This window comes from Indolivaga alginatilytica (genome assembly GCF_003201355.1).
Taxonomy (GTDB): Bacteria; Bacteroidota; Bacteroidia; order Bacteroidales; family Dysgonomonadaceae; genus Dysgonomonas_A; species Dysgonomonas_A alginatilytica.
In genome coordinates this window covers 159,334-173,689 of record NZ_QICL01000007.1, presented here as the reverse complement: position 1 = coordinate 173,689, position 14,356 = coordinate 159,334, and the positions used below count along the sequence as shown (strand labels likewise).

Annotated in this window: 14 protein-coding genes and 1 pseudogene; 3 read left to right on the top strand and 12 right to left on the bottom strand. The window is 34.4% G+C overall.

The window, feature by feature from the left end:
* The first annotated feature begins 179 nt into the window (after nt 1-179).
* The 3 genes from CLV62_RS08100 to CLV62_RS08090 all read left to right on the top strand — a co-directional run bounded on the left by CLV62_RS08100 (nt 180) and on the right by CLV62_RS08090 (nt 2,555).
* Entirely contained in the window at nt 180-467 is a 288-nt protein-coding gene (locus CLV62_RS08100) for a DUF1330 domain-containing protein (RefSeq protein ID WP_110310271.1), read from the top strand.
* Between the two features lie 136 nt (nt 468-603).
* Nucleotides 604-2,139 (top strand): DUF4419 domain-containing protein, encoded by a 1,536-nt coding sequence (locus CLV62_RS08095; protein ID WP_245904049.1) that lies wholly within the window; start codon nt 604-606, stop codon nt 2,137-2,139.
* Between the two features lie 35 nt (nt 2,140-2,174).
* The gene (locus tag CLV62_RS08090) at nt 2,175-2,555 is read left to right on the top strand and encodes a VOC family protein (protein WP_110310270.1); all 381 of its coding nucleotides are present in this window, start codon (nt 2,175-2,177) and stop codon (nt 2,553-2,555) included.
* 127 nt (nt 2,556-2,682) lie between these two features.
* Here CLV62_RS08090 and CLV62_RS08085 read toward each other — a convergent pair whose 3' ends face one another.
* From CLV62_RS08085 to CLV62_RS08030, 12 genes and pseudogenes are all read right to left on the bottom strand, one after another.
* Nucleotides 2,683-3,900: a hexokinase family protein gene (locus tag CLV62_RS08085; RefSeq protein WP_110310269.1), complete on the bottom strand. Its 1,218-nt coding sequence runs from the start codon at nt 3,898-3,900 to the stop codon at nt 2,683-2,685.
* A 353-nt stretch (nt 3,901-4,253) separates the two neighbouring features.
* Nucleotides 4,254-4,988 (bottom strand): hypothetical protein, encoded by a 735-nt coding sequence (locus tag CLV62_RS08080; RefSeq protein ID WP_110310268.1) that lies wholly within the window; start codon nt 4,986-4,988, stop codon nt 4,254-4,256.
* 10 nt (nt 4,989-4,998) lie between these two features.
* Nucleotides 4,999-5,532, bottom strand: coding sequence for a hypothetical protein (locus CLV62_RS08075; protein WP_110310267.1), 534 nt, complete (start codon nt 5,530-5,532; stop codon nt 4,999-5,001).
* A 4-nt stretch (nt 5,533-5,536) separates the two neighbouring features.
* Nucleotides 5,537-5,872: a DsrE family protein gene (locus CLV62_RS08070; protein ID WP_110310266.1), complete on the bottom strand. Its 336-nt coding sequence runs from the start codon at nt 5,870-5,872 to the stop codon at nt 5,537-5,539.
* A gap of 116 nt (nt 5,873-5,988) precedes the next feature.
* Complete coding sequence (gene rhuM / locus CLV62_RS08065; protein WP_110310265.1) at nt 5,989-6,966, bottom strand: RhuM family protein; 978 nt, start codon at nt 6,964-6,966, stop codon at nt 5,989-5,991.
* The gene (locus CLV62_RS08060) at nt 6,963-7,547 is read right to left on the bottom strand and encodes a hypothetical protein (protein WP_110310264.1); all 585 of its coding nucleotides are present in this window, start codon (nt 7,545-7,547) and stop codon (nt 6,963-6,965) included. The genes rhuM and CLV62_RS08060 overlap by 4 nt, the downstream gene beginning before the upstream one ends.
* Before the next feature lie 6 nt (nt 7,548-7,553).
* Nucleotides 7,554-8,219 (bottom strand): annotated as a pseudogene (locus CLV62_RS08055) (tyrosine-type recombinase/integrase); the annotation flags it as partial.
* A gap of 12 nt (nt 8,220-8,231) precedes the next feature.
* Entirely contained in the window at nt 8,232-8,573 is a 342-nt protein-coding gene (locus tag CLV62_RS08050; protein ID WP_146212717.1) for a hypothetical protein, read from the bottom strand.
* A gap of 707 nt (nt 8,574-9,280) precedes the next feature.
* Nucleotides 9,281-10,672, bottom strand: a complete 1,392-nt coding sequence (mnmE, locus tag CLV62_RS08045; protein ID WP_110310282.1) for a tRNA uridine-5-carboxymethylaminomethyl(34) synthesis GTPase MnmE — start codon at nt 10,670-10,672, stop codon at nt 9,281-9,283.
* A gap of 508 nt (nt 10,673-11,180) precedes the next feature.
* Nucleotides 11,181-13,025 carry a glycoside hydrolase family 13 protein gene (locus CLV62_RS08040; protein WP_110310261.1) on the bottom strand — a complete coding sequence of 615 codons (1,845 nt, stop codon included), beginning with the start codon at nt 13,023-13,025 and terminating at the stop codon, nt 11,181-11,183.
* 215 nt (nt 13,026-13,240) lie between these two features.
* Complete coding sequence (locus tag CLV62_RS08035) at nt 13,241-13,795, bottom strand: DUF4269 domain-containing protein (protein ID WP_221409227.1); 555 nt, start codon at nt 13,793-13,795, stop codon at nt 13,241-13,243.
* Nucleotides 13,795-14,343 (bottom strand): GyrI-like domain-containing protein, encoded by a 549-nt coding sequence (locus CLV62_RS08030; RefSeq protein WP_170120038.1) that lies wholly within the window; start codon nt 14,341-14,343, stop codon nt 13,795-13,797. Before CLV62_RS08030 ends, CLV62_RS08035 begins: the two co-directional genes overlap by 1 nt.
* Nucleotides 14,344-14,356 lie beyond the last annotated feature (13 nt).

Sequence of the window (14,356 nt, the reverse complement as noted above, 5' to 3'; positions counted from 1 at the left end):
CAGAAAGTCAGATCAACATCCGGACTACTAGTACATACGATGGGTAAAATTGCAATCGCATTTATTTATCTAATTTTTTAAATACTGATTCGCATGAATAATACTAAACGTATTTTTGAAAAGAGAGTTAAGCGATATAGCTGAAAGTAAATAAAACATTAAAACAAAATGGAAAATCTATGAATACATATTTTATAGTTCAAGCCCGAATGAAAGATGAGGCTATTTATCAAAAATATCTGGAACAATGCGATGAGGTATTTGAAAAATACAATGGCGAATATTTAGCTGTCGATCAGAATTATGATGTTATCGAAGGGAAATGTGATTACTCAAGGGTTATAATTATAACATTCAAAAATAAAGAAGATTTCGAAAAATGGTATTATTCGGACGATTATCAGAAAATTGTTAAGTACCGCTTAGAGGGAGCCGAATGCAATTCGATATTGGTTCATGGCAAATAAATAGGGTATAGAAACTTTTTTATTCCCCCAATATAATTATCTCTGAATCTCACAAAATTCATCCGCAAAAAAAGTATTCTGGATATTTGCGAATGGACCAATTATAAAAAACACTTTAACAATAATCTACTACCACATGCAAACACTTATCTCTATAAATATATCTAAGTACATTCTGGTAACTGGTTTTCTATGTATTTTTTCGTGTAAAAACGCAACGAAAGCAGAAGTAGCGGAGATTAAAAGAGATCCGATTGTATTGGTTAATGACAGTGATGTTATTTATCCGCAAGTCAGTACCCCTTATTTGAAAGATATGTATGCAGACACAAAAATAACCTTTCAGATTGAGGATTTAAAAAGGGTAGATACCACCTTAGACGAAGAAGGATTACACACAATATTTGAAAATATAATTAAGGATGATTTTGACAAAGCGAGAGGCTACTCGGAAGATAAAGATATCGATATTGAATATAATATAAAAAGCTATTACAATGGTCCTGAGAAACTTGTGAATTTTGGCAATTATTCGTTTTTCAGAGGGATGTATAAAGCTTATGCCGATCACCGACCGTTTGTTTTATCTCCCGATATTATATGGTTACTTATTTCTCAGGGGTTTGCCAATCATGTAAATAATAATGCAGAAGAATTGCGAAACTTATTTGTAAACTTTGAAGATAAGGCAACACTTGTTGTTCATTACGATTCCAATGATAAGAATTTAACTTGGGAGGATATGTTCTCGACCTTTTCTACGCAAATAGCACATTTCACAGGAAACTACTTAATAGATAATTTAAAGAATGATTTTACAACCACCACAGCAATAAGTAAGACTGTTTCAGAAATAACGATTATGTCTGCAACTGAACCTTATTTCGAATATTGGGCATCTGTAACAGTTTGCGGCATACCAGAAATAACCTTAGAGGGAACACCCGAAGATTGGGGAAAGGTCTTAACGAAAGCACAGTATTTAAAAAAATATAAGTTAAGCTGGTGGATAAATGAACTTGAACCTGTACTCAAAGAATTTATTAACGCATCTAAGGGGAATATCAATAAAGAATTCTGGAAAAACATATTCAAGCACCATGAATCTGAAATGTGTGGTGATCCAAGTACCGTTGACGGATGGATTGTGAAATTTTTCCCATATTTAATGGAAGGAAAAAGAACTGACCTAAAAACAATCTCCTTAGATGATAAGTTAGCCCCCGAACTTGTAAAAGTAGATTTGAAATACAAATTTTCTAATGGCAAGGAGGACAAAATTATTCCACTCGAAATATGGGCCGGATTTATCGGTTTGCGACAAGATAAAAAGACATTTGCCCTGAAACCTGAAATGGGTTGGATGATCCGAAAAAAAGATTCGAAGAATATCACTCTTAAACATTATTTTGAAAACGATGATCCAGTTAAAACTTTTATGTTTACAACAAGTGAAATTCCTAAAGAATTGCTGCAAATAAAAGAAGTTGATTGGCTCGTTATTAGCTTTACAAAAGACATTAATATACCTGATGAGATGGCTAATATGAAAATAAAAACACTTTCTCTATCAGGCGAGATATCAAATAAGGAAATAAAGCGTGTATGTAGGATGTTTCCTGATACTGAACTTGAGATTAATAATAAAAAGTATAATAAGATTAGCGAATAATCTTGCATCTCGCCAATGAATAAAATAGTTTAAGTATGAAACCAAATATCAGGAAAATCAATATTGTTATCGATTGTGTCGATGCCGGAGTAATGGCAATTTTTTACCAGAAACTGCTCGGATGGGATTGGACTCACCCTCATGCTAACGGATGGGCGGCAGTTACATCACCGACAGGTTCGGTCATCGCTTTTCAGGAAGTGGAAGGATATGAACCACCTATCTGGCCTTGGCAGAAAGGTAAACAAGGTCAGATGCTTCACCTTGATTTTTATGTAGAGAATCTGGAAGAGGCAGTGCAATATGCTATTGAATGTGGTGCTAAAGTTGCAGACACTCAATATTTCAGGACTTCGAGAACCATGTTTGATCCGTCTGGGCATCCGTTTTGTCTCGATACAGATGAGCCGGAATAATCTTTAGAGTCTGTTTGAAATTTATAAAAAACAATATATCCAGTTTAATTGGTCTGATCACTTTTAGTACAGACAAAAAAAATAGCACTAATCAGATTAGTGCTAAAATCGAAATAACTATATAAAATTACGATAATGCCGCAATAACCGAACCTATTAAGTTTGCATTCTTAATACCCGCAATATACACTTCTACGTAACCTAAATCCATTTCATCCAATAAATCTCTCAGCACTTTTGCAACTATTGTATGGAAGTCATTCTCGTTTACACGTTCCATCACGCTCCAAAAAAGGCTTCCTTCAGCAACTACCCGTATAGTTTTGATAGAGGGATCGTGCATCACCTGAACAGCAATTAAGCCTGCCAAAGAAGCGGCAACCAATTTGGCCGAACGTTCGTATATCCATCGTGCAACTGATACATGGCCCATACGTTTGGGAGTAGAGCTGTTAATCAAATCGGTCAGGCTCTTTCCGTCAAACGATGCGTCATAGCCATCATTCGGATAAACGGCTCTGAACACCTTACCCAAATACATACCAGATACTGCCTTCTCGAAACGTTGTGAGCCGGGAACTTCACCTTCGCCTCTGTCTACAGCACTGTCGTACTCGGTCAGATACGAAGGGAAAAAGTTACCCGATTCAAGATTAACAGGAATCATATTCTGGCTGTCGGGTTTGTTGAGCTTGGCTATTTTATTTTCACGAGTCAGAAATGCCATATTTGTACCCGTACCCACTATAAGTCCTATATAAGCGTCACACTTATCTTTGCGTGAAAGCCCAGCCAACAGACTAGCTACCGTATCGTTGATTACCTTTATGCTTTTGAACTGAACTTTATTAAGATCGTTTAAATAATCTAACAAATCTTTGCCGATAGGTTTGCCTACCATCTTGTCTATATTTACACCTTTAGTCCAACGCAATAGCGTAGCGTCACCATCCGTTTCGCATTTAGCAGGATATGAGAAACAATATCCGATAGCAGAATTATCAGGTAGTTCAATCTTGTTGATCAGGTTTGCTTGCTCGGCAAACAATTGTTCTTTAGTATAACCGGGGGTTTTCATCACCGAAAGGTCTTTTTCCCAACCGCTTTTAGGAGTTATGATAGTTTCGCCCCCTTGTATTTCGACTTTAGCAGTACGATAATTAGTTCCTCCCAAATCTAAAACGACAGATTTACCTTCTACTCCTTCTTTAGGTGGATATACGTAGGTAGGCAGACAAAGAATCTCGGTATTATCACTCTGTAATCCTTTTTCTACCTTATCTTTCAAATCTAAAGCAATTTCTTTCAATTGCGCTGTACTAAGTTCAAAAACATTTGCTTCCATAGAATAAGAGTCAGTTTAAATTTTGTAGAAGAAAAATAATACAAGAGTTTCTGTATTTAATCAGCAGGTCATTTCTTTAAAGTGGCTAAACTAATGAGAAATATATCTTTCAGATTTAACGAAAACCCAGTGACAATATATAGAAAAAGTTTTGTTATCGCAAGCACACAAGCGAAAACATGATTTGACAACAATATGAAACACCTTATTTATTGGTTAAGAACAAGTTGTCAATGGCGTGTTACCTAAAGATTAGCATTACAAGTCAGTTATTAGCTGATATAAAAATTAAGGTGTTAGACCAATAAAAAGCGTTGGGTTATTGAGTATGTATTTGCCTACATTATTTAAAGTTATAATTTCTCTTGTAATCTAATTTTACGCTTTCCTTCATTGAAAGTTAGTTTCTTTCTTATAGTATCAGCATCGACATCTTTAAGGTTCTTGGCAAAAACGATTTTCAAGAATAAAGCTATATCGTCCTGCTTATTTATACGAAAATGATTCCAGACATTCCAGCCAAAATGGAATAAATCTACGTTCTGTAAATCTTTCACTCTGATTGGTTCTACATCCTTTAATTCTGTTCCTGTGGAATATTGAATGATATATTCACATAGGCGGTTTATATTCTGATCATCCGCAAAAGGTGCAAAGGTCGTTCTTGTATATCTAATAGCAACTTCAAGCACTTCTCGTTTTCTTGTAATTTCGTCCTGCTCGTGCTTTTCCCTTATTACATCAAGTTCATTAATAACAGGTGTTTCATTTCGAATAGATTCTTCTGATTCTGTCTCAATGGTAGGTTCAATATCTTCAACCTTATCGGGTTCGGGTATTATATCCTGATTTTCTATTATTTGTTTTCGCCTTTTGAAAAGTGGAGGGATAACTTTTTGAATGGTTTCCAGATAAGAAATAAAAAAGACTAATCCGACTATAAATATAATAATGAATACAAGGTTTGCCCCAAAAGCATCAAATCCCCACTTTAGAATAAAAAGATAGCGAAATATCAACGCAAGTGCTGCTATTCCCGTGCTTCCGCATATAATGAGTAATATATTTTCAGGGTCTTTGTAATTCATATTGTCAACTTTAATATTTCTGTAAACTCTTTCCTCTTTGCATTGCCTTTAGAATATTCTTTCGGACAGCTTGTATAGATGGAACTAAATCGCCTTCCATCATTGCAAGCATTGTTTTCAATTCTTGCATTAATTCAGGAATGGGACGGCATAATTCGTAAGCGATCTTCATACAAAGCGATTTTACTCCGGGCAATTCTTCGCCAGACATCATTCGTTCTAAACAGAAATCCAGAAAATCTACTCTTGGCGGATTCGGGAATGGTTGTCTGTAAAGTAAGTTGAGCATTACTCTCCGTTTCCCACCATGCTTACAGGCTAATACTTCATCAATCAATTGATCTTGCTTATTGTATAACCACTCGTTATCCTGTGACGAAAAATGAGTAAAAATCCAAGTTGCATGATACCCGATGGCTTGATCTTCGCCAATAACTAAGTCATATAGTTCTTGCTTTCGGCTTTCGCTATCATGGGTCAGACGAAGTATCTCATTGATATCGTACATTCCTATACGTTGAGAAAGCTTGGTTCTAAAATCCATCTTGCTAAATTGTGATTAGAGCCTCTCCGTTTTTTATATAATCAGTCATAGGTTTACCCATATATTGAACTGTAACTCCTAATTTCTCAATAATATCAGCAACTCCAAAATTATCACAACAATCTTTACAGGCTTCTACTGTGATGCCCAGATTTAGCATCTCTAAGATTTCAGTTTGTATTTGGGTATCTGCTCCTGCTAATTTAACCGATGCACCCCATAATATTACATTTACATCTTGCCACCAATTGTGTCTTTTTGAGTTTATAGCATACATGGATAACATATTAAAGATAGTGTCTTTATTATCTGTTGTCCAAAGGATATTTAATTTGTTCATAGTGTAATTGTTTTTAATTTAGTTCACGAACCAACCCTACTTCAAATTTACCAAATCTTTGTAAACCTTTATTTTACGCTACTTTTTATCTCTAAATTTACTACTAAAATCCATATTTAGTTATTCTTGTTTATCAGATTAACAACAACTTTTACCATCATATCTTTTTCTTCGGTTCGGCTTTCGGCAATCATCAAAGTAAGTGCAACAAGTGTATTATTCTCTATAAGCCTGGTACTATCACTTCTGTATAAAATACCGTTATTCTCTAAAAACCAAAGAAATAGGAATGCGGCAATACGTTTGTTGCCATCACTAAACGAGTGGTTTTTGGTAACCAAGTATAGTAGCATAGCTGCTTTTTCTTCTATACTGAGATATAGTTCTTCTCCTCCAAAAGTTTGATAAATGGTACTGATCGAACTTTTGAATGATTGGTCTTTTTCGTTTCCGAATAAGCCTCCGCTTCCGAATTTATCTCTAAGCACATGAATAGCTTCCATAGCATTGTCATAATTGGCTTTGAAAGATTCTTCTGTAGTAGTCTTTTCTATTTCGAGTTTTTGAAAATCGTATCTATCTAACGTATCAAGAGCATATGTATAATCTGTTATCACACGCAATAGTCCAGTTGCTTCATCAGCAGACAGAGTCTTGGCATCTATTACGTTGGAAAGCAGTTTGACTGTTTTCTTTAGGTCTTCCAATTGTTCCGTCTTTGCGTTCTGATTTATTGCATAACCTTTGATTAGATATTCTTTTAGTACACTATTCGCCCAGATACGGAATTGGGTAGCATTTTTCGAGTTAACACGATAACCAATTGATAGAATTGCATCTAAATTGTAATATTTTGTTTGATATTGTTGTTTTCCATCATTACCCATATGTTCCAAAATGGAACATGTGCTATTTTCGTCTAACTCAACTGTTGCATAAATATTAGATAGATGTTTACTTATAGCAGGGCGTTTAGTTCCGAATAATTCAGCTATTTGTGCCTGCGTAAGCCAAACTGTTTCATTGTCTAGTTTTACATCTAGTTGGGTTTTACCATCGGAGGTTTGGTAAATTATAATTTCTCCTTTTTTCATATTTCTTTATTTTCGTAATTTTGATTTAATAAATATTCTTTTTTTATTCTCCTGATTATATCTATTGGAATCTCCCGTTCTGAATCAACTACCTGCACTCCTTCATCCATGTAAAATTGAATGGGATAATTGCCTTCCCCTTTTTCCAAGTCTAGTTCTACACCTAATTCTTTCACCTCCTCTTCACTATAGAAATCTTCTCCCGACTGATACCCTATTTCTAGTTTGTCAAAATTAAACGTATGTTTTTCTGTTCTAAAAGGCTTGATTGCTACAATATTCTCCAATTTATTGGGATACAAAATAAATATCTCTTTGCCTTCCCTTTCCCACTTTAATAAGTAAAAGGCAAGCGAGATAAATAGAATGCAGCCTATAATAATACAAATTAGAATGAAATAATCTTTCAAAGGGAAATCCCTATTCCAGAAAAGAGAGAAAGTACAGCCAGCCATAGAAATTGAAGACATAATTATTACAGCTATGTACAATAGTCCGTATCTTTTGTTTGACATTATCTCAAGCTTAATTCCATTACCTTTCTTTTCAAGGGTATATGGATATAGAATGTTTCTTCTCATAATTCCTTATTTTAAACTTATCTTATTAGCTGACTCCCTTTTCTTCGCATTTACCAAATCTGCATAAATCTGTGTTGTAGATACATTTTTATGCGTAAGCATCTTACTCACAGTGTAAATATCAGTACCTAAAGCAACCTGCAAGGTAGCAAAAGTATGGCGAAAATAGTGAAATGTAATGTGCTTTGTTATCCCTGCATTGGCTACCCAATCTTTCAGAGGTTGTTGAGTCATGGACTTTGTCAACCCTTTAAATACTTTACCTTTGCCTCTTTTTCCGCATAACTCCAAAGCTTCATCGCTGATGGGTAAGGTAGTTTCTGTTTCTGTTTTTTCGGTTCTTAACCGCATACAATAGCCACCCTCGGAAGCAGGGAGTATCTCTTTCCAATCCAACTTTAAAACATCGCTTATCCGTAAGCCTGTCATACACGAAAATATAGATGCAGATTTCAATATCGGGAAGTCGCAAGGTGTATTGGCTAATGTTTTCAGTTCGTCTAATATCAAATATTCTTTCTTGACATCAGTGGTATTGATTGAGTCCAGATATTCATTGAGGTTCTCCCTGAAGAATTTTTCTTTGTATGCAACTTTCAGTAAGGCTCTGAATGTGGAAAAATATCCTGATGCTGAATTTTGTGATATGCGAAGGTCTTTGTACTTCAATTGGTTATATCACGTTCAATCCTCTTTGTTATTTGTTTCATTAGTATTTTTGATTGACACTTTATATTTCTGAAAGAAGTTAAATAGAACAAATATTATTACAGTAAGTATTATTAAATGCCAGTACATTTGTCCAAAGATTAATTTCAATTCATATAGATCTATTTCACGAGAAATATCATAATCACCAATAAAACTGGGAGCTTTGAAGTAATCATTACCTATAGAGAATGGAGTGTGATATGAATAACTCTCTCCAAAAATAGTAACTATGAGAAAAAGTGATATAAAAGCTATTAAAAAGCTTTTTATAAATGTCTTCACTTGTTTTAAAGATATTACTATTTCTTTTTTCATATCCATTTATCTATTGACTTAATTTATTTTTTAACACAAAAAACAAAATATACAAATCTAATTCTAATTTAAAAAGTAGTTGATGAATTCTATTATATTAGATAGAACTCGTCTAGACTTTAAAAAAAGATAGAATTCTTTTATTCTTTGATAATTGAATTTCATATTTCAATCAAAAAAATAGAGCTTATTCGAACTTTTAGGATCTCTAAAATATCATTTTATTAGCAAAATATTCAGAGAATAAAAAGTCTAGACGACTTCATAATCAATCTTTACTAAGCATTTATTTTACAGATAAATAATTTCGTTCGCTAAATTCTTTCATCTGATTATATACTTTAATCCTTCAACCTTTCGTTTGTAATGTTTTTACATTTATTTGCAGCAAATATAATCATTCGTTGTAATATTGTAGTAAATATTTCCTGCAAACTAGGGCAACCGCACCCAAATTATGCACAAGATAGAATCTGCTTAGTAATGTAGTTATTGCTGTTTGAGATGTTTGAGTAAAATTAGCAAAGCCACAAAATGAGTAATTTGTAACATATTAATTATTTGACAATTACAAATAATGTGAATTTTGGTGCGGTTACCCTAACGATAAATTAAGAAAACAAGATTCTTGTAAAATCTAAATTATACAAATAATCAATTGTATTACAGCACATTTGCGTGTTCTTATTTACCAATATTTGATATAGTTACTTTCCGATACAGAACTTACTAAATATATTACCCAAAATATCATCAGTAGAAATTTGACCTGTAATTTCACCCAAATAATGCATACATTCACGAATATCTTGAGCAAGAAAGTCACTGGATAAACCAGATTCCATTCCGTCAGAGACACGAGTTATAGCAGCTAAAGCATTTTTCAGAGCTTCATAATGGCGCATATTGGTAACAACGACATCCTGCTCTCCAAATTCGGGAATATTAGCAGCCTCAACTAAAATATCTTGTAGATTTTCTGTACCTTGATGATACTTTGCTGAAATGAAAATTCGATCGGGAATTAAATCACTTAATAATTGCTCCTTATGCTCCTTACGGGCAGCAGGAATTATATCAACTTTATTAAATACTAATATTAGTTTCTTGCCTTCAGTAAGTGGTAGTATTTTTTGCGACAAAGCAATAGTTCGCTCATCTTCCGTTTCAGCATCTATAACCCAAAGAACTATATTAGCTTGCTCCAGCTTCTTGAAAGTTCGTTCTATACCCAGACTTTCAACGACATCATCCGTATCACGAATGCCCGCCGTATCAATCAAGCGAAATATAAGACCGTCAATATTTATAGTATCCTCAATTACATCCCGAGTTGTTCCGTGAATATCCGAAACAATCGCCTTCTCTTCCCTCAACAACAGATTGAGCAATGTAGATTTTCCCGCATTCGTCTCCCCTATAATAGCTACGGGAATACCTGTTTTCACTACATTTCCTAAAGAGAAAGAATCAGCTAATTTTTCTATTACTTCATGAATATGATTGGCTAAATTCTTAAGATTATCCCGATTTGCAAATTCCACATCTTCCTCCGAGAAATCTAATTCCAACTCTATCAGAGAAGCAAAATTGAGCAAATCGGTACGCAACTCAACCAACTTATTACTAAACCCTCCCCGCATCTGATTCAAGGCTAATCGGTGAGTAGCCGCAGAAGTCGAAGCAATCAGGTCGGCAACAGATTCAGCTTGTGACAAGTCCATCTTACCATTCAAAAATGCCCTTTGCGTAAATTCTCCTGCGGTTGCTAAACGTGCTCCTTTTTCCAATAATAATTGTAAAATACCCTGCTGTATATAAATAGATCCATGACATGAAATCTCAACACTATCCTCTCCTGTAAAAGAGCTTGGATTGTGAAACACACTGACCAACACTTCATCAAGTGCAGCATCATCTTTTACGATAGTGCCAAAATGAATTGTATTAGCTTTCCGATCTATCAATTTCTTTCCTGATGGAGAGCGATAAACCGTATCAACTAATCCAATACACCCTTTACCTGATAAACGAATAACAGCAATGCCTCCTACTCCTGCAGGGGTAGAAATAGCTACAATAATATCCGACTGTTGCATCATAAGTTTAATCTTTAGAGTTACTATATTATATTCATTTCCACAACCACAACTAACTACACTATTCTAGATTGAAATAATATTCGAATTAAAAAAAGAACAGTGAGAACTTCCAAAAAAAAGGCATAAACAAATAATTAACAGCGAGTTGAAAACACACGAAAGAAAACCACACAGATAGAATAATAATTTATTCTACTTTAGAAAAGATGAATATTCTTAAACATGCCCACATTGAATGCCTTTAATCAAATCAAGACTGTTTATCAAAGATAGAAATATTCCGGTAATTTAAGGAAAGTATAATGGACTTAATACCAAACGACCTCTAAGCAAAGGTAGAGAACATCTAAAAATAAAAAAGAGGAACGAATATTTTCGCTCCTCTTTTCCTTCGTAACCCAATAATCTAATTACCTAAAATTTTCCTGAACCTAAAAGTTATCTTTACTATTTGCAATAATCTATTTAAAATAGTATTATCAAAAATGATTTTCAATCTTGAATTTTAGAATTCGAGCACTATTACATCTCGAGGAGCAATAGTCAATGAAGTCCCACTTACATCAACCGTTTTTTCGGTGATAATATCTTTCGATTGAGTTTTGGGCAACACCTCTCTATAATTCTCCAAATCTAATGTTTTCTCACTATCTGAGCCACTTAAGAACACAACTACTGATCTATCATTGTATTTACGCTCGTAAACATAAACACCATTAATCGGCACATAATGTTTCAAAGAACCTTTAGCTATTGCATTGTTACCCTTACGCCACTGAAGCATCTTTTGAGTGAAATCGTATGCAGCATTTTGTTTATCAGTTCTCCCTGCACGAGTAAAAGCATTTTGCTTATCACCAGCCCATCCGCCGAGGAAATTTTCACGCAGAGTACCATCTCCATTTGCTTTATCAGCAGTCATCAGAACCTCAGTTCCATAATAGATTTGAGGTATGCCACGAGTTGTCAACAAAAAGGTTAAAGCTTGCTTGTATTTTTTTGTATCGTCTGCTTCTTCATCGGTTTTAAAAAAACGAGAAGTATCATGATTATCCAAAAATGTCAATAAATTCGATGGATCAGCATATACAATATCCTGCCCTAAATAATCATGAATACGAGCTACGCCTTTATCCCAATCCGATTCTTCATCAAAAGCAGAATTCATAACACCCATTAGGGGGAAATCCATCACAGTTCTTAAGTGCGAATTACGAGGATAAGCCAGTTTACTATCTTTTTGCCAGAACGAAACAGCTACATTACTATTTAACCAAGTCTCTCCAACGATATTAAAATCAGGGTATTCTTCTGTAACTTGCCTACACCACTCCGACATCATATCAAAATCGGCATATGGATGTGTATCCTGACGGATACCATCTATACCATAATGCTCTATCCACCAAATACTGTTTTGAATAAGATATTTGGCAACATGAGGGTTTCTTTGATTAAAATCGGGCATAGGCTCTACAAACCAACCATCAAGAGCCATCTTCTTATCATGAGCTGAAGTATAAGGGTCATACTGAGTTGTGGTTCTATATGTAGTTTGTATATATTTATCGGGGAAGTTAAACCAATCTTTTGCAGGCATATCCTTAAACAAAAAATTCTCGCTGCCACAATGATTAAAGATCATATCCATTACTACCTTCATACCTTTAGCATGAGTTTTATCGACTAATGAGATAAACTCGTCATTCGTTCCAAAACGAGGATCAGCTTTATAATAATCAGTTATTGCATACCCATGATACGAGCCATGAGGCATGTCATTCTCCTGTGTAGGATTTAACCAAATAGCAGTAACACCTAAGTCTGCAATATAATCCAGATTATCGGCAATACCTTTAAAGTCTCCACCATGACGACCATATTGGTCATTACGATCAACCTTGTTATCAATCATTCCTTTTATTACATCATTTGACGGATCGCCATTTGCAAATCTATCAGGCATAATAAGATATAAAACATCGCTAGTGTTGAAGCCTGTTCTTTCGGCTGACCCTTCTTTTCGTTGTTTCAATTCATAAGGTATAGTTTTCTTTTCCTTCCCTCTTTGCAGAACTATATCAAATTTTTCGGGTTTTGCAGTAGATAAATCTACATATACCAATAAGTAATTAGGATTATCAAAACGTACCAGTTCTTTTATTGTAGCAGTTTGAGAAGTTATTTTAGCATCACATTTGGCAATGTTATCACCATACATTAGTATTTGCAACTCGGTGTTTTTCATCCCTGCCCACCAAAATGCAGGTTCTAGTTTTTTTACATCAATAGCATTAGCCGTTCCGTAAATCAAAACTGTTAACAGTAAAATTAAATACGATTTCTTCATTCTCTCTTGGTATTATAAAGGCCTCAGACCTATTTATTGCTTTGATCAGTGTATAACTTAAACCTCTCAGAATAGAAGTTTAGAAAACACGAAGTATCTGATGTTAACAAAACTAGAGAATAAAAGACAAACTTTTGTGTGAAATTTTATTTTTCACGCAGAAAATTCTTGCAAACGATTGCAAGAACTCAAATATCTCCTAAAGAAAGATCCTATTACTTATTTTGCAAAGCTTGTGCGACAAAAGACATCAGCTCGTCATCATCCAATTGCACCAGATTAAGCAATTCCTGATAAGGATCCTTCAATTTCAAAAGGATGCCGAATGCGGGCTCAGTTTTATAGCCTTGTCGTTTTAGGGCTATTATATCATCTCTAAACTTGGCTCCTGCTAATCTGAGAATCCTATCCTCGATAAGCATATGGCGATACCCATTCTGCATAAACGTAGGCACAGGCTCTCCATAAATCTCGATCTCTAATCCCCGATATTCAAAATTAGCAATATAGACATTTTCCAGATGATCAGAAAAATCTTTAAATGATGAAAAGTTAAAACGAACGATATCTCGAAATTCCAATAAATTTTCGGTGCAACAAGCTACATCAATATCACTGCCCTCAATATCTATGGCAATGGGAATAGTACCAACTACAACGGGATTATAACTATGGAGAATCTCAAGAATATTTGTTTCTCTCAGGACTTTATAGCAATGTTGTTGTCTGGAGTTTCCTTCTTTTAAATATCCTATATCATAAAAAATCATTATTGAATAATCTCTTTTCGATAGATTATTTTCTTATTCGGAACATCATATATTTCCATAATAGCACCTTTATCATTTATTCCATGCTCTTTTATATATTTATCAATCTGAGAATAAACTTTCATCAAACCAATCATAATAGACATATGCCCCTTAAAAGGAAACTCTGCTGTCACATAATTCGCCTGCGGATATGTACGTACTTTATATTTGCCTGCCAAGTCTGCAATTTGTACACTATCTAAACCCTCAACGATACATCCTACTTCTGAGCGAAGTTTACTTTTCTCTACCTCCTGTGGATTATCATAAAAGATTCCGAATCCTTTAGTGGTTTCAATCCCCTCATTATTAAGCAGCTCATAATATACTTTATCTGTATATTTCCCTGTTTGGGCATAATCACCTACAACTTCTTCATAAACCAATATCTCTCCCCCTTGAATTTTCTCCTTTACTGTTACTTTACTTAATCCGCCATAGTAGATATAAGCTATTAGAACGATTGCAAGAAGCACTGTAACTACAACTAAAATAATTTTCAACATCTTCATCGTAATT